Below are 17,780 nucleotides of genomic sequence, written 5' to 3'. Positions count from 1 at the left end.
GAGTTATGAAATTAAAAACGGACAGCCTACTAATTTCCCTTTACCAGAAAGGAGACGAAGAAGCCTTATCAGCCCTTATTCATCGTCATCAGAGAGAACTGTTTACATTCATTTTTTACAAAATTAATGATGAAGACCTTGCCAATGATGTTTTTCAGGATACATTTATGAAAATCATCCTGATGCTGAAAGAAGGACGATATAATGAAGAAGGTAAATTTATTCTTTGGGCCAAAAGAATCGCACACAACCTTATCATTGATCATTTCAGACTAAAAGCGAAAAACGTTAAAGTTTCGGAAACCACTTTTGAAACAGACGAGTATTCTATTTTTGATCTGATCAGAGAGCCATCGGAAAATATTGAAGATCAGCTTGTCACCTTACAGATTCAGGAGGATCTGCTGAGAATGCTTCAGTTTCTGCCACAAAACCAGCAGGAAGTCATTAAATTAAGATTTTTTGACGGGTTAAGCTTCAAAGAAATTGCAGATCATACCAATATGAGTATCAATACCACATTAGGCAGAGTACGCTATGCACTCATCAACCTGAGAAAAATCATGGACGAAAATAATATTGTATTGACACGATAGGATAATATTTTTAAAAAATCCACGTTTAAAGGAAAACATACTTTTCGCCTATGAAAAAAAATGATTCCTTAAAAGTGAAAACTTTGAAACCTAAGAAACAAACAATTGATTTTCTATTGAATTACTCAAAAAGTCTGGAAGTGGTATCCACTAAAAGTAAGAATTTCCCAATTTCCAAAAATTAAATTGAGTAATTTTGTGCTGTATGAAAATTCAGCACATTTTTTTTGACCTAGACAATACGCTCTGGGATCACCGTAAGAATGCTTACCTTACCATCAAAGACCTTTTTGAAAAACAGGAAATTACTTTACACTATAATATCGACTTTGAAGAGTTTCATTCCGTCTATCACGACATCAATGAAAGTCTTTGGGAGAAGATACGAGATGGCATCATCGGTAAAGAATATCTGAGAAAGCACCGTTTCTATGATACCTTCAGGCATTTTGGGGTAGATGATGAAGAACTTTCCCAATATTTCGAAGAGCATTTTCTGGATAAAATCCTTAACCATAATGATCTGGTGGAAGGAGCAGAGCATATTTTGGACTATCTTAAATCCAAACATTATACATTGCACGTAATTTCAAATGGTTTCCAGGAGGTAACAGAGAGAAAATGTATATTATCGGGAATCGACAAGTATTTTAAAACCATTACCAGCGCCGATTCTATAGGCGTAAGAAAACCCAATCCGAAAATCTTTGAATATTCTTTGGGACTTGCAGAAGCCGGTAAAGAAGAAAGTATTCTGATCGGGGACGACTGGATTGCAGATGTGGTGGGTTCCCAGAATTATGGAATCGATGTGATCTTCTTTGATGTTTATAAAGAAAATAAGCAGGAAGAAGGCTTGAAATCGATCACTCATCTTTTACAGATTAAAGATTATTTATAAAATTTGCTTTTTCAGGAGCAATAAAAAGCTGAAAATTTTTCTTGAACCATTAAGATTATTGAAGAAATTTAGGATAATTAAGGGAAATGAAATGTTTTTTTAAGTGTTAAAGCTTAGATGAAAACCTTCTTAATAACCTTACAACCTTCAATAATCTTAATGGTTTAAATATTTTTCATTCTTCACTTTTCATTTTTAATTACTTTATTTTCTTCCCCATTCCGCTTTTCCTAATTCTTTCCTAAATTGATTCTGACCTTTGCTTCATCATAAAGACAGAAAAAATTTAATATTATGAAAAATTTTAGAAAAATCACCGGAGCGCTTGTTTTCATCTTTTTAATGGCAGGCGGATTTATTTTTGCACAGGACAAAGCGATCAACGCAAACCAATTGCCTAAAACAGCTAAGAATTTCCTTGTCACTCATTTTAAAGGTATTACGGTAGGATCGGCTATTGAAGACAGAGAGATCTATGGCGTTGACGAATACCAGGTGTATCTGGCCAACGGGATGAAAGTAGAGTTCGACAGCAACGGAAACTGGAAAGAAGTGGATGGGAAACACCAGAAACTGCCTTATGGATTTATTCCAGCATCAATCAGAAACTACGCCGCTAAGAATTTCCCAAACACCTATATCATGAAGATAGAAAAAGAAAGATGGTCTTATAAAGCCGAACTTTCTAACGGACTGGATCTTGAATTTGACAAAAAAGGAAATTTCAAAAGAATTGATGATTAATTCACGTGAAAAAATATACCTGAAGGAAGAGGAAAGCTGGAGGATGGGAGTTTTTAAGCCGCAGTTATGAATGGATGAATATTCAATTCATAGAGTAAAAAACGGACGGAAGATATCAGTCGTCCGGAAATAACTTCAAACTTCGATCCTCCCATCTTCCTCTCTATTTTCATATATTTGATAGAAGCTAATACTGGAAGGATGAAGATATTAATTGTAGAAGATGAACCGGAACTGAAAGACACTGTCCAGGCTTTTCTGGAAGCGGAGCATTTTATTGTGGAATTTGCGCTGACCTACAGTGCCGGGCTTGAAAAGATCATTTCATATGAATACGACTGTATTCTTCTGGATATTATGCTGCCGGACGGAAACGGGATTGATCTGCTGAGAGAGATCAAGAAGCTGCATAAAAAAGACCCAGTGATCATTTTATCGGCTAAAGATTCAGTAGATGATAAAGTGGCCGGATTGGAGATCGGTGCAGATGATTATCTGGCAAAACCTTTCCACCTTGCAGAACTGATGGCGAGGATCCGATCGGTGATCAGAAGAAAGAATCAGGATGGGGAAAATACGATCACCTATAAAAATATCAGCATTGATCCGGAAAACAGAACGGTGAAAGTAGGGAATGAAGATCTGATCCTTAATCGTAAAGAATATGATCTTCTGTACTATTTTGTCATCCATCCGGAAAAAACGTTGCAGAAAACTACTTTAGCGGAGGCGATCTGGGGAGATTATATAGATCAGGCAGACAGTCTGGATTTTATCTATTCTCAGATTAAAAATCTTCGTAAAAAACTTAAAAACCTCAATGCGGAAGCCGATTTTCAGGCTGTTTACGGAATAGGTTATAAATTTGTCTGATGAAAGTCTCGTTAAAATACTACACCATCAAATACATGATCGCGATCCTGCTGCTGATCATTGCAGTCTGGGCGGCGCTCTTTTATGCCTATATTCTGGATGAAGTGTATGATAATGTAGATGACGGGCTGAAAGACAGAAAGATACAGATCATTAAAGCCGTGTATTACGATCCTGAATTATTGAACAGTGCGGATTTTGGATTTAATGAATTTAAGATCAAGCCTATTTCGGAATCTGAGTACAAGGATAAGAACAGAATGTATAACAAGATGTTTTACATGGAGTACGACGATAAAGACCAGCCTTACCGGGTACTTGAGACTGATTTTATAGATCAGTTTGGAAAACGTCAAAGACTCGAAATACGAACGTCTACGGTAGAGCAGGATGAATTGGTCTATGACCTGACCACAGCTTTGATTGTTTTGTACATTCTGCTTGTGATAAGTATTCTGGCCGTGAATGGCTATATGCTAAATAAGGCGATGCGCCCTTTCTATACGATTTTAGATAAGCTTAAAAAATTCCAGTTCGGGGTTTCTTCTCTGGAGGATCCTCAAAACTATTCCATCAAAGAATTTGAAGAACTGAATGTAGAAATAGAGGAAATGATTGAGCGTAATGAGCTTGTGTTCCATCAGCAGAAACAGTTCATTGAAAACGCTTCGCACGAACTTCAGACGCCACTGGCTATTATGATCAATAAGATCGATCTGGTGATCCAGAATGAAGATCTTGATAAGAAAAATCTGAATTTTATTTCAGAATTAAAAGGAGACCTGAGGAGAATGGCGGGACTGAATAAATCTCTGCTTATGCTCTCAAAAATAGAGAACAGTCAGTTTAATAAAACCTCAAAAGTTGATTTCAACGAAATGATTTCCGAGCTGGTTAAAAGCTATGACGATTTTATTGAGTTTAAAAAGATTCAGGTCCAGATCGTGGAGAAAGGGTTCTTTGGTGGAGATTTTAATCCTGATCTTGCCGGTATCCTGCTTTCTAACCTGCTTAAAAATGCGATAAAGTATAATAATCAGGAAGGAAATGTTAATATCATCATAGAAGATAACAAACTGATCTTCCAGAATAGGGGCAGTGGTATTCCGCTAGACAAAACACAGATCTTCAACCGTTTTTACAAACAGGGGGCAGATCACAACTCTACCGGTCTTGGACTTTCTATTATCAGGACTATCATAAAACAATATCCGGGATGGGACATTGTATATGAGTTCGAAGATAGGATGCATTGCTTTATTCTTTCAAAATAAAAAAAGCCTTTCAAAACTGAAAGGCTTTCATATGATTGGAAAAGAATATTAAATTCCTAAGCTTGCTCTTACTCTTTTAATGGTTTCTGTGGCAACCACTCTCGTTTTTGCGGCTCCTTCCTGAAGTTTAGCTTCCAGCTCGTCGAGGTTATTCATATAATAAGTGAACATTTCTCTTTCCTTTGCAAAACGGGTTAAAATAAGATTTAACAGTTCTAATTTGGCATGTCCGTACCCGAAGTTTCCGGCCAGGTATTTCGCTCTTAATTCCTCCGTTTGTTCGGGAGTGGCAATCAGTTCGTAGATGGCAAAAACCTTATCGGTTTCAGGATCTTTCGGCTCTTCCAAAGCTTTAGAATCGGTTTCCACACTCATCACTTGCTTTTTCAGTTCCTTTTCAGGTAAGAAAATATTAATGATATTTCCCATGGATTTAGACATTTTACGGCCATCTGTTCCGGGAACATATTTCGTGTCCTCCTGCAGCTCAGACTGAGGCAGTACAAACACTTCTCCCATCTGGTTGTTGAACCTTGATGCTACATCACGGGCAATTTCCAAATGCTGAAGCTGATCCTTTCCTACAGGAACGATCTCTGCATCATACAGTAAAATATCTGCAGCCATCAGAATAGGATAGGTAAACAGTCCGGCATTTACGTCCTGAAGTCGGTCTGCCTTATCTTTAAAAGAATGGGCAAGCGTTAGTCTTTGATAAGGAAAAAAACATGATAAATGCCAAGAAAGTTCACAGGTTTCAGGGATGTCACTCTGTCTGTAAAAATATGTTTTTTCTGTATCCAGCCCACAAGCAAGCCAAGCCGCAGCGATCTCGTAGGTATTCTGTTTTAAAACCTTCGCATCTTTAATCTGGGTAAGAGAATGAAGATTCGCGATGAATAAAAATGATTCATTTCCTTCCTGCTTGGAAAGTTCAATAGCAGGAATGATCGCCCCAAGGAGATTTCCAAGATGGGGTGTTCCGGTGGCTTGAATGCCGGTAAGAATTCTTGACATTTGTTTAAATTATTAAGTTTAAAAATAAAGAACAAAAATAGGAAAGATTGCGATGGCTGGCAAATCCTTTTTAATGGGGGCTGATTTAAGGTGCTCAGTAACAGTTTTTAAATTATATTTGTAGAAACCACCTCATCCATATGGGAAATAACCATTTTTTGTCTCCAAAGCTATTCAAAGCCATAAAAAGCCTGTGGATTTTACTGCTGATCTACATCGTCCTGGATTTTGCAGGCAATTATTTTTATCCCGAAAAGGATAATACGCTGTCTAAAGTTTTGGATGATCTTTCTTATGCTTTAAGCAGCCTGTTCTTCCTTTGGTATTTCCTGATCAACAGACGCTGGAAGTCTGTTTTGATGATACTTCCTTTCCTGCTTGTGTTCTTCTTTTTTATGAAGGAGATCCGGAATATGGTGGATTATTATGTTCCGTTCGAAGAGACTATTAATTCTGATACCCTGAGAACATGGACCTATCTGATCATACAGTTTCTGGCTACCTTTATGATTTCCAAACGTTACCTGGTGGAAGAAGAAATTCATATTAAACATCCTTTATTAAAGGTATTTCTGTTGAATATGGGGCTTTTTACTTTATATAATACAGATCTGGGGCTTATTGAAAAAGTAATCGGGTCTGCGTCTTATAATTCAAAATCTACGGAATTTATTGTCAATCTCATCTATTATACCCTTTCCAGCATAAAGAGTGTTGCTTATTTGGGAGCATTTTTATTTTTGACAGCCTGTTTGGCTCAGCGTGAAAATCTGTATACATTTTCAAAGAATGCACTGCAGACCGCCAATGATTACTTTGGACCTGCTGTACTCATTGTGATCAGTTGTATTATATTTTCATTCGGAGGGCTTCTGGAAAGTGCATTTTCTCTGGAATTAGACTTTTTCGGGAAAGATCTTACCCTCTCAGGATGGATGAATATGACCGTACTGGTTGTGTTTTTTGTCATCTGTACAAGATTTACAGGACAGCTGATCAAAGAAAGAAGTCTTTTAAAACAGAAATATTACGGTGTTGCGGGCGCTTCAGTTTGGGTTCCATTGATCAATATTATCGCTCTTCTGATGATAAGGTTTGATGATAAAATTAAATTCCTGGCACCTTCCAACCTGGAGAAAGCTAAAAAAATACATCTGGCCATTATTTCCCTTCTTGTTATATTTCAGTTCAGAAATGGGCTGCTGGAAAAGAAAGTGGATGATATTCTGATGTGCGTAATTTATATTACTGCTTTTTGGGTGGTGGGCTATATTAAAAAATTCACATGGCTTTTTCCGATTATCCTGGGAGCTGTGGTTACGGTGATCAAAGTTTATCCTTTCTATAATGGGGTCTATGCACAGGAGTTTGTTTTCAAGGATTATGTTTTGGATCTTTTTAAACATACCTTTTCTATTGCACTTGTGCTCACTGTTATAGTCTTTTATGGAATTTACTATATCGCTTATCAGGCTTTGAATACCAAAAAATAAGAACTATTTCTTTCTGATCACAATAGATGCTTTGTTAAACATGCTGTCGCTTTCTGCATTCTTAGCTTTTACTTTATAGTCGAGGGTGTATTTTCCGTCTTTTTTTATCGGGATTTCTATTACTTTTTGTTCGAATTCCCAGGAAGCAGATACTTCTTTCTCTTTTTCTACTTTTGTGCTGTCAGATTCATCTCCATACTCAGAGGTCTGTTCCGGAGCATCTTTTTCCTCGTTCTCGTCTTCTTTTTGTTTTTTGTAAGTGGAATTGATGATGTGCTTTTTGTCAGCGAACATCAGGACAGAAGAATTCTCTACTGTATTCCCGTTCAGACTGAGATTATAGATGAAATCAAAGGATGGAAGAACCCCGTTTTTGATAAAAGAAGCATCCAGCTTACTCCAGACTACGATAACATCTCCCTTTTTCAGGTCTAAACCATCAATAGTGTTAACCAGTTGCATATCCACAGGTGCTTCTTCTGTTGTTTTTTCACCTACAGGATTGCAGGAAAGAATAAAAAATGAGCATAATATAATAAGAGATAGTGGCTTCATAATTAGATTTTTAAATGTTTACTGAAGTAATCATTCATTAAAGCAGTCACATCATTACCGTCTCTGTTGGTTCTGCTGATAAGGTAAAACTGACCTTTTGGTGTTTTTATGGAACTGATGATAAAATATCCGGTATTGTCATTTATATATCCGTTATCCTCTTTTGCACTTACCAGAATACTGGTGCTGCTCAGTTTTTTAATAAATGTAAAGGTATCTTCCCTGTCATATTTGCCACTGAAATATCCGGATCTCAGCCGGTTTTCAAACGGAAGGTCTTCAAAGAGTCCTGAAAAGTTAGAATCAGCGATAGCGGTCGTCTGATCAAATGCTTTCTGACTGTGTCCTTTATCCCGGTAGAGATAAAGATCAAAATGATCCTTTTTAATTTCTACACTGTCATTATCCTTTAGAAAAAATTTCAGTTCTTTCTGAAGCGAGTTGTAGTAAGTACTGTAATTTTTCAGTTCAACTTCAGAAATACTTGGTTTTACCTTTTCCCATATTAAATTTTCCGGCTGAGCTTCCTTATCGAATGAGAGCAAATGTTTTGCTTTGTTGTATATCGAAAACAACGAAGCATACTGAAGCTTTTCACTATCATATTTAGGAACTTCCGCTACGTACAGATAATACGTTTTGCTTGCAGGCACATATTGTCTGTAATACAGTTTCTTGTGCCCGAAAGAATCGATGTAAAGCAGCGAATTTTTATCCTCATGAAGGATTTTTTCAGGTTCATTAAATTTTTTGATGTCAGAAACCGGGAAAATATCAGGATTATCAGACTTTCCAATCAGTACATCTTCACCAGAATTGTTGTTCGTAAAGTCGTTTTGTATACTTACTCCTGCAAAGTCATTATTTGTTTCTGAAACGTTTTGAGGATCCGTCAGATGTATATTAGAAGTGGAATATGAATGCTCTGTGATGTAATTGCTGACAGGAACCATCAGCTCAACCGAGTTGGCAGAATCAATCTCGTAAGAGGCCTTTTTCAAAAAAACCTGTTTACTATCTTCCGCCTTTCTGATGGAATCTATCTGAGCCTGAGGGATTCCCAGCAGCAGATCTGTATATTCGTCACTTTTTTTCTGTTCTTCTTTACAGGAAAGCGTGAACAAAAGGACGAATGTGAGAAATGTAGAATAGAATTTTAACATAGCTCCAATTTAGGACTTTAAAGTAATACAATTATTTTATTTCAATCTTTTCTCCTCCGAACTTCGGCTGTACTCCGAAAAGCAGGTCCCAGTAAACTTTAGTCTTCGCCAGATATTCTCTCAGATTCGTTTTTAATCCGGCGTATTTATTCACATCATTGGCATTATATCCGAAGGCTTCCATTCCATTCTTTCTGGCGAGAAAAATGGCTCTTTCATTGTGAAATTTCTGCGAAATAATCACCAGTTTATTCTGTCCAAAGATATCCTTAGCTCTGACGACAGAATCCAGGGTCCGGAATCCGGCATGGTCCATCACGATTCTGTCTTCAGGAATACCGTACTTCATCAAAGCTAGTTGCATATCTTCCGGTTCATTATAATCTTTGGTACTGTTGTCCCCACTTACAATGATGTATTTTATTTTTCCGCTTTTATAAAGATCTATAGCGGCCTGTATTCTGTTATAGAAATAAGCATTGGGCATTCCATTGCTTAACGTTTTTCCGGTTCCAAGCAGCAAAGCGACCTTGGTTTCCGGTACATCAGAAATTTTGTAAGAAACAAAGGCACTGCTTTCTTTTCTGATGCTGTAATTGGCCCAGGCTATAAAAATAATTCCTGTCGCAAGAAGCAGCAGGAAAATTTTTAAAATATTTTTGATTACTTTTTTCATCCGGAATACTGTTTTTTAAAACTCAAGTCCATTCGGGAAAGCTTTTTTTCTGAATATTAATAATAAAGCGGCGCCTACCGTAATGGCGGAATCAGCGACATTGAAAATATACTTAAAGAATTCTAGGTGTTTGCCACCGATCAAAGGAATATTTTCAGGAACATACCAGTCCACGATAGGAAAGTGAAGCATATCTACTACGCAGCCTTTCATAAAAGAAGAATAGCCCTGTCCTACAGGAACGAACTTTGAAATTCCGCCGTACCCGATCCATCGGTCGATACTTTGGTCATAAACCGTTCCGCTGTCGAAGATCAGTCCGTAAAACATACCATCGATAATATTTCCGATCGCACCGGCAAAAATAACAGCCATAGGAATCAAAAGATAATTGGAAGCTCCCTGTTTCAGCCATTTCTTGAACATATACACCATACCTCCAATTAAGAAAAGCCTCAGGATCACCAGGAAATATTTCCCGATAATGCCTCCGAAATGAAGCCCGTAAGCCATTCCCGGATTCTCTACGAAAGTTAGTTTAAAACCTGGAAGAACAGTGACACTGTCATCCAGATTGAAATGGGTTTTGATATAAATTTTTGAAGCCTGATCAATTAACAATACTAAAAATGTTATAGCTAAGATCTTTTTCATTACAATCCTTTTGGTTTAGAAGGTTTCTCCGGATTTTTCTTGTCGAAAATTTTCTTGGCCACTTTTTCTGTATGGAAAGTATTTTTGGTCTGAGCCCTTTCGTATCTGATGTTCATATCTTTTAAAACACTTTTCAGTGCACTCAGTTCCATAGGGTTTTTAGGATGTACTATGATAGATTCCATTTTCTTTTCTATTTAAAATTTTACATTTTGGACAGTTCATCGAGTCTCTTCCTGTCTTTGGGGGACAAGTCGCTGATCCCGTTTTTGCCCATCTTACTCAAAAGTCTGTCGATTTCTTTTTCTATCTCGCGTTTATCAGAATTAAACTGATCATCGATGGTGTAGTTTCCGTGCCGATCAGGAAAGAATCTGTTTTTGATCCGGACTCTGTTGACAAACACTAAAACGGCAACCACGATGATGCCTAAAATTAATACTCCGCTCATGGGTATACATTAAAAATTAGGTTTATAAAGTATTCACGAATACCATATAAACCCAATATTATTTTTACAAACCTTACGGCTTATTTCTGCATATTTTTCGCTTCAATGCTTAACGTAGCATGAGGAACAGCCAATAATCTTTCTTTAGGAATCAGCTTTCCTGTTACTCTGCAAACACCGTAGGTTTTATTCTCAATTCTGATCAAAGCATTTTTAAGATCACGAACGAATTTTTCCTGGCGTCCTGCCAAAATAGAGTTTTGTTCCTTGCTTAACGTTTCTGCTCCTTCTTCAAATGCTTTGAATGTTGGGGAAGTATCATCGGTACCATTATTCTGGTCGTTGATGAAACTTTCTCTGATCAATTGCAAATCCCTTTCTGCTTTTTCTATTTTTTCTTTAATGATCGCTTTAAACTCTTGTAAATCAGAATCATTATATCTTACTCTTTCGTCTGACATGTTCTTTTCTCTTTTTTAATAAAATTATGAAATGGAATTTAAAAAACAATAACTATATGTTAATTTTTTTCAACATTTATCTTAAAATTAACCTCATCTATTTCGATTTCGTTAAAATTTGAAAGTGAAGATACAATTTCTATTTTATTTGACAAGACCTCAGATGAAATATATTCCTCATTTTTCCTAACATCTTCAAGGAATGGTGAGTTTTCTTCAATGGATATTTTAATTCTGTCTGTCAGTTCAAAGTCCTTCTCTTTTCGCAAGTTCTGAATTCTGTTGATGAATTCCCTTGCGATACCCTCAGATTTTAATTCTTCTGTTAACGTCAAATCTAATGCCACAGTTGTTTTTCCGTCGGAAGTTACCGTCCATCCCGGGATGTCTTTTGTAGAGATCTCTACATCATCGAGTGTGATCTCGTACCCCTGGATATCTATTTTTCCTTCTTTTTCAAGACTGGCGATCTGTTCTGTATTCAGATTGGCGATTTCTCCACCTACCGTTTTCATGTCTTTTCCTAATTTAGGACCTAATGCTTTGAAATTCGGTTTGATCTGTTTTACAATTAAATGAGAGGCTTCTTCAGCATTGATCAACTGAAGTTCTTTAACATTTACTTCCTGCTTGATCAGATCTGCAACGGCTAAAATTTGCTCTTCTGTTTTAGCATCCAGAACCGGAACCAATACTTTCTGTAACGGCTGGCGAACTTTTACATTTTCTTTCTTTCTTAAAGAGAAAACCATACTGGTAATGTTCTGCGCCAAATGCGTTTTTTCTACCAGATCCTGATCGATCAGATTTTCGTCTGCCACAGGGAAATCTGTTAAATGTACAGATTCACAGTTTTCTTTTCCTGTTACTTTATTCAGATCCTGATACAATTGATCCATAAAGAACGGAGCAATAGGGGCAGATAATTTCGCCACAGTTTCAAGACACGTATATAAAGTCTGGTAAGCAGAGATTTTATCATCAGAATAATCCCCTTTCCAGAAACGTCTTCTGCATAATCTTACGTACCAGTTGCTCAGGTTATCATTCACAAATGTGCTGATTGCTCTGGCGACTCTTGTCGGTTCGTAATCTTCGTAGAATGCTTTTACTTCTTTAATTAAAAGATTAAGCTCAGAAAGGATCCATCTGTCGATTTCAGGACGATTTTCTACTTCTTTTTCTTTGTAATTGAATCCATCTACATTGGCATACAATGCAAAGAATGAATACGTATTATAAAGGGTTCCGAAGAACTTTCTTCTTACTTCGTCAATACCTTCGATGTCAAACTTCAGGTTTTCCCAAGGATTGGCATTGGAGATCATATACCATCTGGTAGCATCTGGCCCATAAACGGCTAATGTTTCAAACGGATCAACTCCATTTCCTTTGGATTTTGACATTTTTAGACCGTTCTTATCCAAAACAAGCCCGTTACTCATTACGTTTTTATAGGCAACTGAATCAAAAACCGCCGTTCCTATTGCGTGAAGTGTGTAGAACCAACCACGAGTCTGGTCAACCCCTTCCGCGATAAAATCTGCCGGGAACGCTTTATTGTTGTCAATTAATTCTTTATTCTCAAAAGGATAATGCAACTGAGCGTAAGGCATCGACCCTGAATCGAACCAAACGTCGATTAAGTCGCTTTCACGTTTCATTGCACTTCCTGAATCTGAAACTAAAATTATTTTGTCTACCACATTTTTATGAAGATCCACCAATTCATAGTTCTGCTCAGACATATTTCCGATCACAAAACCTTTGAACGGATTCTCTTTCATGAATCCTGCCTCTATAGATTTCTCTATTTCGTTGTATAATTCCTCTACAGATCCGATGATCTTTTCTTCTTTTAGATCTTCAGTTCTCCAGATTGGTAAAGGAACTCCCCAATATCTTGAACGGGAAAGATTCCAGTCGTTCACGTTTTCAATCCAGTTCGCAAAACGTCCTTCTCCCGTTGATTTAGGTTTCCAGTTAATTTCTTTGTTTAAATCTACCAATCTGTCTTTTACAGCGGTCATTTTGACAAACCATGAATCCAAAGGATAGTATAATACCGGCTTGTCAGTTCTCCAGCAATGTGGGTAACTGTGAACGTATTTTTCTACTTTGAAAGCTTTATTTTCCGTTTTTAAAACGATCGCCAGTTCTACATCCCATGATTTCTCAGGAGCAGTTCCGTCATCGTAATATTCATTTTTGATATATTTTCCTGAAAATACTTCAGGTACTTTGTCTCCTTTGATAAATTTACCCTGTAAGTCTACAAGAGGAACCAGATTATCATTTCCGTCTTTTACCAACATGGGAGGAATACCTGCATCTTTTGCAACTCGGGCATCATCCGCACCAAATGTAGGAGCGATGTGAACAATACCAGTACCGTCCTCAGTCGTTACAAAATCTCCCAAAATTACTCTGAAAGCTTTTTCAGGGGAATCATCAGGTGTAAACCAAGGGATCAGCTGCTCGTATTGAGTTCCGGCTAATTTTTCTCCGGTAAATTCTTTGACCACTTTGAAAGGAATCACTTTGCTTTCTGCCGTATAACCCGCAAAATCTTCATTTGTTCCTTCCGCAAATTTCTTACCGAAAACTTTCGGCAAAAGAACTCTCGATAAAACAATTGTTATCGGTTCAAAGGTATATTGGTTGAATGTTTTAACTAATACATATTCAATATCTCTTCCTACAGCTAATGCTGTGTTGGATGGCAAGGTCCATGGAGTTGTCGTCCAGGCAAGAATGCTTACGTCTCCTTCAACATCACTAAATAAGTCAGAAGATTCTTTCTTTACTTTAAACTGAGCTACAACGGTAGTATCAGAAACATCATGATAAGTTCCCGGCATATTTAATTCCGCAGAAGAAAGTCCTGTTCCTGCTTTTGGAGAATAAGGCTGAATGGTGTACCCTTTGTACAATAATTCTTTACTGTACAATTGCTTCAGCAACCACCAAACCGTCTCCATATATTTTGACTTATACGTGATGTACGGATCTTCAAGATCTACCCAGTATCCGATCTTTTCCGTAAGGTCATTCCATACGTCTGTATATAGCATTACCGCTTCACGACAAGCTTTATTGTAGTCTTCAATAGAGATTTTTTTGCCAATATCCTCTTTAGTAATTCCTAATTCTTTTTCTACGCCCAGTTCCACAGGAAGTCCGTGTGTATCCCAACCCGCCTTACGGAAAACCTGTTTTCCGTTTTGAGTCTGGTAACGACAAAAAATATCCTTTAATGCTCTGGCCATAACGTGGTGAATTCCGGGCATACCGTTTGCTGAAGGCGGTCCTTCATAAAAAACAAACTCGGTATTACCCTCGCGAATCTCAACACTTTTACTGAACGTTTTATTCTGTTTCCAAAACTCCGAAACATTCTCGGCTATGTCAATAAGGTTGAGGTTTTTGTATTCTTTAAATTGGCTCATTGTAAATATCTCAATATCGTTGATTAATTAAGTCTGCAAATTTACTAAATTTTGTCGGTTTATAATATATGTTTTATTTAGCTTATATCTATTAAAAAGTTCAATTTCAGAAATATAAATGAAGAAAGAGGGCAGAAGTGAATGGTGAGTGGTGAATGGGTCAATTTTTGTCACTGTTTTTATCAAGTTTTTATGACGGTTTTATTCAAGAGGAGAGGGTTTTAACCCGCTTTAAAAAGACAGGTTTCGTCTCTGGTTTTAGCCAAAACCTAAATAATAGAAGATTCTGCCACTTCATTATTTAAAATGTTGTAAATTGAAATGAATCCCCAAACCAAACAATGCATGAATATTTTTTGCAAACTTCTAGTGATCATTTTATTCATCAATGCTTTCACAATAAAAGCTCAGAAAAACTATCCGCAAAATTATTTCCGGAACCCTCTGAATATTCCGATGCAACTGGCCGCCAACTTTGGAGCTGTACGTTCCAATCATTTTCACATGGGATTGGATTTACGAACCAACAGCCAGGAAAATCTGTCGGTTCTTGCTGCTGCAGATGGTTATGTAAGCAGGATAAAAGTGGAGCGATATGGCTTTGGAAATGCCGTGTACATTACCCATCCGAATGGGTATACCACGCTGTATGCCCATCTCAATAAATATTATGACAAACTGGATGAATTTGTAAAAGAAAAACAGTATAAAGACGAAAAATGGGAACAGGATATCACTTTCTCTCCCGGACAGTTTCCGGTAACCAAAGGGCAGCTCATTGCTTTAAGTGGAAATACCGGAGGTTCAGCCGGACCGCATTTACATTTTGAGATAAGAGATACAAAAACGGAAGAATGCATCAATCCGTTGCTTTTTGGTTTTAATATTCCGGATAGTATTGCACCAATTATTAGTGGGCTTTACTGGTATGATCGCCGTTTCAGTACCTATGAACCCGGAGCCAACGGAATTGCTGTTAAAAAGACAGGAAGTACATACACCACTGATATAGTTCAGGTCAGTTCACCAGAGATCAGTTTGGCGATTAAAGCTGTGGATAAGGCCAACCAGGGATTTAATCTTGGGATTTATCATGCAGAATTACGGATGGATGATCAGGTGATTTATAGCTTTTCCATTGATAAAGTGAGTTATGATGATACGCGTTATATCAATGGCTGTATAGACTATCCTAAGTTTATAAAAGATAAAATGAGCATCCAGCACTTATCTTCTTTGCCGGGAATGAAATTGAAAAATTACAGTCTGCCTGATTTAAACGGAATTATTAATCTTAAGGACGAAAATGTTCATACGATTGAAATTGTTTTACAAGATGTCAATGGAAATACAAGCCGACTGAAAACAAAAGTTAAGTTCAATAAAACTTCAGATCAGACTTCTCCGACCAATAAAATGGTAAAGGCTAATGAAGGGAAAACGGTCACTACAGAAAATGCTGAAATCAATTTCAGTAAGGCTGCCGTTTATGATGCCGTGAATTTTCAAATGTCTGAAAAATCAAATACCAATGCTGATGGAGTTTCAAATACGATTGTTTTGCAGTCTCCCTATATCCCCGTTCATGATTATTATACTTTAAAAATAAGACCCAACCGGAAGCTCACCAATGAAGAAAAAGGAAAAGTGGTTGTTCTTTTAGATTATGGAAGTGACACCAATGTCGTCCAAGGAAAATGGAATGGTGACAGGATGGAGTCAGAATTTAACAGATTAGGCACTGCAACACTTCTGCTGGATCAGAGTGTGCCGTCTGTTTCTCCAGGCTGGAAGGAGGGAGCACTGATCAACAGCAGTACTTTAAGATTGAGTGGAAAAACTAAAATTGGGGATATCATATCATTCCGTGCAGAACTGGATGGAAAATGGCTTCGTTTTGCCCGTATGAAAGATGATTTTGTCTATATTTTTGATGAAAAATGTCCCAAAGCTTCAGGTTTGCATACTTTAAAAGTAACAACGATCAATACGGCTGGAAATACAAATACACAAACATTTACCTTTCAACGTTAAGATTATTACGGGCTCGAATTTTTTAATTTTTTAATCATTCAATCTTTTAATTTTAATTAAATAAATTTGTTCCTTAAAATCAACATCATTGGAATTCTATCCGGCTATCGAAAAATCAGACCTTCAGGATATCAAAAAGTTTCAGGAACATAAGCTTCGGGAACTTGTGGTTTATCTTGAAAACAATTCACCTTTTTACCAGAAATTGTTTAAAGAAAACAATATCCATATTACTGATATCCAAACTCTGGAAGATCTGCAGAAAATCCCTACTACCTCAAAGAATGATCTGCAGCAGCATAACGACGATTTTTTCTGTATTTCACCGGATAAAATTGTAGACTACAGCACCACTTCAGGAACCTTGGGAGATCCGGTAACTTTCGGACTCTCTGATAGTGATCTTGAAAGATTGGCCTACAATGAAGCAATTTCCTTTGTTTGTGCAGGAATCCGGAAAGGAGATGTTGTACAGATGGTCACTACGATCGACAAAAGATTTATGGCAGGTCTGGCTTACTTTCTGGGATTGAGAAAAATGGGCGCCAGTGTGGTAAGGATGGGGCCTGGTGTTCCGGAGTTGCAATGGGATTCTATCTTCAGATACAAACCCAAATATCTGATCACAGTTCCTTCTTTCCTTTTGAAAATGATCGATTATGCTGAAAAACATGGAGTAGATTATAAAAATTCCAGTGTTTATGGAGCGGTATGCATCGGTGAGAGTATCAAAAACCAGGATTTTACGGACAATATTCTTTCGCAGAAAATCAAAGAAAAATGGGATATTAAATTATTCTCAACCTACGCTTCCACAGAAATGAGCACAGCGTTCACGGAATGTGAATTTCAGATCGGAGGACATCATCATCCGGAACTGATTATCACGGAAATTTTGGATGATAACGAAAATCCAGTTGAAGAAGGAGAAAATGGTGAGCTGACAATCACGACTTTAGGGGTTGAGGCAATTCCTTTGCTTCGTTTCAAAACAGGAGATATTGTAAAAGCGCATCACGAACCATGTGGCTGCGGCAGAAATACCATGAGGCTGGGACCGGTTGTTGGCCGGAAACAGCAAATGATCAAATACAAAGGAACTACGCTGTATCCGCCTGCTATGAACGATATTTTAAATGATTTCAATACTATTTTATGCTATCAGATCGTTATTCAGTCTAATGAAATCGGGTTGGACGAAATTATCATCAGATTAAGCACAGAGCAGGATCATGAAACCTTCATGAATGAAGTCCGGGACCACTTCCGCGCCAAACTGAGGGTAAGTCCTAAAATTGAAATCGTAGATTTTGATATTTTGTCCAAAACTGTTTTTAATCCCAATAGCAGAAAACCGATTACGTTTATAGATTTGAGATAACTTCTCACTACAAAGAAAAATAAAAGGGCAGTCTAGGAGAATTGCTTTTTAATGATAT

The 17,780-nt window shown here is 37.2% G+C and carries 17 protein-coding genes; 8 read left to right on the top strand and 9 right to left on the bottom strand.

Going from position 1 to position 17,780, the window contains the following annotated elements:
- Positions 1-5: 5 nt before the first annotated feature.
- The 5 genes from HHL23_RS07015 (at position 6) to HHL23_RS06995 (ending at position 4,388) form a co-directional block, all read left to right on the top strand.
- The gene (locus HHL23_RS07015) at positions 6-596 is read left to right on the top strand and encodes an RNA polymerase sigma factor (protein WP_169234102.1); all 591 of its coding nucleotides are present in this window, start codon (positions 6-8) and stop codon (positions 594-596) included.
- Positions 597-801: 205 nt separating this feature from the next.
- Positions 802-1,497: a YjjG family noncanonical pyrimidine nucleotidase gene (locus HHL23_RS07010; protein ID WP_169234101.1), complete on the top strand. Its 696-nt coding sequence runs from the start codon at positions 802-804 to the stop codon at positions 1,495-1,497.
- Positions 1,498-1,791: 294 nt separating this feature from the next.
- Entirely contained in the window at positions 1,792-2,241 is a 450-nt protein-coding gene (locus HHL23_RS07005; RefSeq protein WP_169234100.1) for a PepSY-like domain-containing protein, read from the top strand.
- A gap of 201 nt (positions 2,242-2,442) precedes the next feature.
- Complete coding sequence (locus tag HHL23_RS07000; RefSeq protein WP_169234099.1) at positions 2,443-3,114, top strand: response regulator transcription factor; 672 nt, start codon at positions 2,443-2,445, stop codon at positions 3,112-3,114.
- Positions 3,114-4,388, top strand: a complete 1,275-nt coding sequence (locus tag HHL23_RS06995; protein WP_169234098.1) for a sensor histidine kinase — start codon at positions 3,114-3,116, stop codon at positions 4,386-4,388. Before HHL23_RS07000 ends, HHL23_RS06995 begins: the two co-directional genes overlap by 1 nt.
- 48 nt (positions 4,389-4,436) lie before the next feature.
- Here the strand turns inward: HHL23_RS06995 and trpS are convergent, their stop codons facing one another.
- On the bottom strand, positions 4,437-5,405 hold the full coding sequence (gene trpS / locus HHL23_RS06990; RefSeq protein ID WP_169234097.1) for a tryptophan--tRNA ligase: 969 nt from the start codon (positions 5,403-5,405) through the stop codon (positions 4,437-4,439).
- Between the two features lie 158 nt (positions 5,406-5,563).
- On the opposite strand from trpS, the gene HHL23_RS06985 reads away from it, so the two are divergent.
- On the top strand, positions 5,564-6,898 hold the full coding sequence (locus HHL23_RS06985) for a hypothetical protein (RefSeq protein ID WP_169234096.1): 1,335 nt from the start codon (positions 5,564-5,566) through the stop codon (positions 6,896-6,898).
- Between the two features lie 3 nt (positions 6,899-6,901).
- Here the strand turns inward: HHL23_RS06985 and HHL23_RS06980 are convergent, their stop codons facing one another.
- From HHL23_RS06980 to ileS, 8 genes are all read right to left on the bottom strand, one after another.
- Positions 6,902-7,453, bottom strand: coding sequence for a hypothetical protein (locus HHL23_RS06980; protein WP_169234095.1), 552 nt, complete (start codon positions 7,451-7,453; stop codon positions 6,902-6,904).
- Positions 7,454-7,455: 2 nt separating this feature from the next.
- A complete protein-coding gene (locus tag HHL23_RS06975; RefSeq protein ID WP_169234094.1) occupies positions 7,456-8,616 on the bottom strand; it encodes a hypothetical protein in 1,161 nt (386 codons plus the stop codon).
- A gap of 31 nt (positions 8,617-8,647) precedes the next feature.
- Positions 8,648-9,292: a SanA/YdcF family protein gene (locus tag HHL23_RS06970; RefSeq protein WP_169234093.1), complete on the bottom strand. Its 645-nt coding sequence runs from the start codon at positions 9,290-9,292 to the stop codon at positions 8,648-8,650.
- 15 nt (positions 9,293-9,307) lie between these two features.
- The gene (locus HHL23_RS06965; RefSeq protein WP_169234092.1) at positions 9,308-9,946 is read right to left on the bottom strand and encodes a lipoprotein signal peptidase; all 639 of its coding nucleotides are present in this window, start codon (positions 9,944-9,946) and stop codon (positions 9,308-9,310) included.
- Positions 9,946-10,131 carry a DUF2683 family protein gene (locus HHL23_RS06960; protein WP_169234091.1) on the bottom strand — a complete coding sequence of 62 codons (186 nt, stop codon included), beginning with the start codon at positions 10,129-10,131 and terminating at the stop codon, positions 9,946-9,948. Before HHL23_RS06960 ends, HHL23_RS06965 begins: the two co-directional genes overlap by 1 nt.
- Positions 10,132-10,151: 20 nt before the next feature.
- Positions 10,152-10,397 (bottom strand): DUF6576 domain-containing protein, encoded by a 246-nt coding sequence (locus HHL23_RS06955; RefSeq protein WP_169234090.1) that lies wholly within the window; start codon positions 10,395-10,397, stop codon positions 10,152-10,154.
- An 80-nt stretch (positions 10,398-10,477) separates the two neighbouring features.
- Entirely contained in the window at positions 10,478-10,858 is a 381-nt protein-coding gene (locus tag HHL23_RS06950; protein ID WP_066754506.1) for a TraR/DksA family transcriptional regulator, read from the bottom strand.
- 59 nt (positions 10,859-10,917) lie between these two features.
- On the bottom strand, positions 10,918-14,307 hold the full coding sequence (gene ileS, locus HHL23_RS06945; RefSeq protein ID WP_169234089.1) for an isoleucine--tRNA ligase: 3,390 nt from the start codon (positions 14,305-14,307) through the stop codon (positions 10,918-10,920).
- Positions 14,308-14,652: 345 nt separating this feature from the next.
- Between ileS and HHL23_RS22730 the strand changes: the two genes are divergently transcribed.
- Positions 14,653-16,341, top strand: a complete 1,689-nt coding sequence (locus HHL23_RS22730) for a M23 family metallopeptidase (protein WP_169234088.1) — start codon at positions 14,653-14,655, stop codon at positions 16,339-16,341.
- Positions 16,342-16,429: 88 nt separating this feature from the next.
- Positions 16,430-17,722: a phenylacetate--CoA ligase family protein gene (locus tag HHL23_RS06935; RefSeq protein ID WP_169234087.1), complete on the top strand. Its 1,293-nt coding sequence runs from the start codon at positions 16,430-16,432 to the stop codon at positions 17,720-17,722.
- The last annotated feature ends 58 nt before the right edge of the window (positions 17,723-17,780 follow it).

Origin of the sequence: Chryseobacterium antibioticum, from assembly GCF_012927325.1 — a bacterium.
Lineage (GTDB): Bacteria > Bacteroidota > Bacteroidia > Flavobacteriales > Weeksellaceae > Chryseobacterium > Chryseobacterium antibioticum.
This window is presented reverse-complemented; position numbering and strand designations above follow the sequence as displayed.

Coding starts and splice junctions, on each gene's coding strand:
- HHL23_RS07015 (WP_169234102.1), top strand. CDS start 6: ATGAAATTAAAAACGGACAGCCTACTAATTTCCCTTTACCAGAAAGGA.
- HHL23_RS07010 (WP_169234101.1), top strand. CDS start 802: ATGAAAATTCAGCACATTTTTTTTGACCTAGACAATACGCTCTGGGAT.
- HHL23_RS07005 (WP_169234100.1), top strand. CDS start 1,792: ATGAAAAATTTTAGAAAAATCACCGGAGCGCTTGTTTTCATCTTTTTA.
- HHL23_RS07000 (WP_169234099.1), top strand. CDS start 2,443: ATGAAGATATTAATTGTAGAAGATGAACCGGAACTGAAAGACACTGTC.
- HHL23_RS06995 (WP_169234098.1), top strand. CDS start 3,114: ATGAAAGTCTCGTTAAAATACTACACCATCAAATACATGATCGCGATC.
- trpS (WP_169234097.1), bottom strand. CDS start 5,405: ATGTCAAGAATTCTTACCGGCATTCAAGCCACCGGAACACCCCATCTT.
- HHL23_RS06980 (WP_169234095.1), bottom strand. CDS start 7,453: ATGAAGCCACTATCTCTTATTATATTATGCTCATTTTTTATTCTTTCC.
- HHL23_RS06975 (WP_169234094.1), bottom strand. CDS start 8,616: ATGTTAAAATTCTATTCTACATTTCTCACATTCGTCCTTTTGTTCACG.
- HHL23_RS06970 (WP_169234093.1), bottom strand. CDS start 9,292: ATGAAAAAAGTAATCAAAAATATTTTAAAAATTTTCCTGCTGCTTCTT.
- HHL23_RS06965 (WP_169234092.1), bottom strand. CDS start 9,946: ATGAAAAAGATCTTAGCTATAACATTTTTAGTATTGTTAATTGATCAG.
- HHL23_RS06960 (WP_169234091.1), bottom strand. CDS start 10,131: ATGGAATCTATCATAGTACATCCTAAAAACCCTATGGAACTGAGTGCA.
- HHL23_RS06955 (WP_169234090.1), bottom strand. CDS start 10,397: ATGAGCGGAGTATTAATTTTAGGCATCATCGTGGTTGCCGTTTTAGTG.
- HHL23_RS06950 (WP_066754506.1), bottom strand. CDS start 10,858: ATGTCAGACGAAAGAGTAAGATATAATGATTCTGATTTACAAGAGTTT.
- ileS (WP_169234089.1), bottom strand. CDS start 14,307: ATGAGCCAATTTAAAGAATACAAAAACCTCAACCTTATTGACATAGCC.
- HHL23_RS22730 (WP_169234088.1), top strand. CDS start 14,653: ATGAATATTTTTTGCAAACTTCTAGTGATCATTTTATTCATCAATGCT.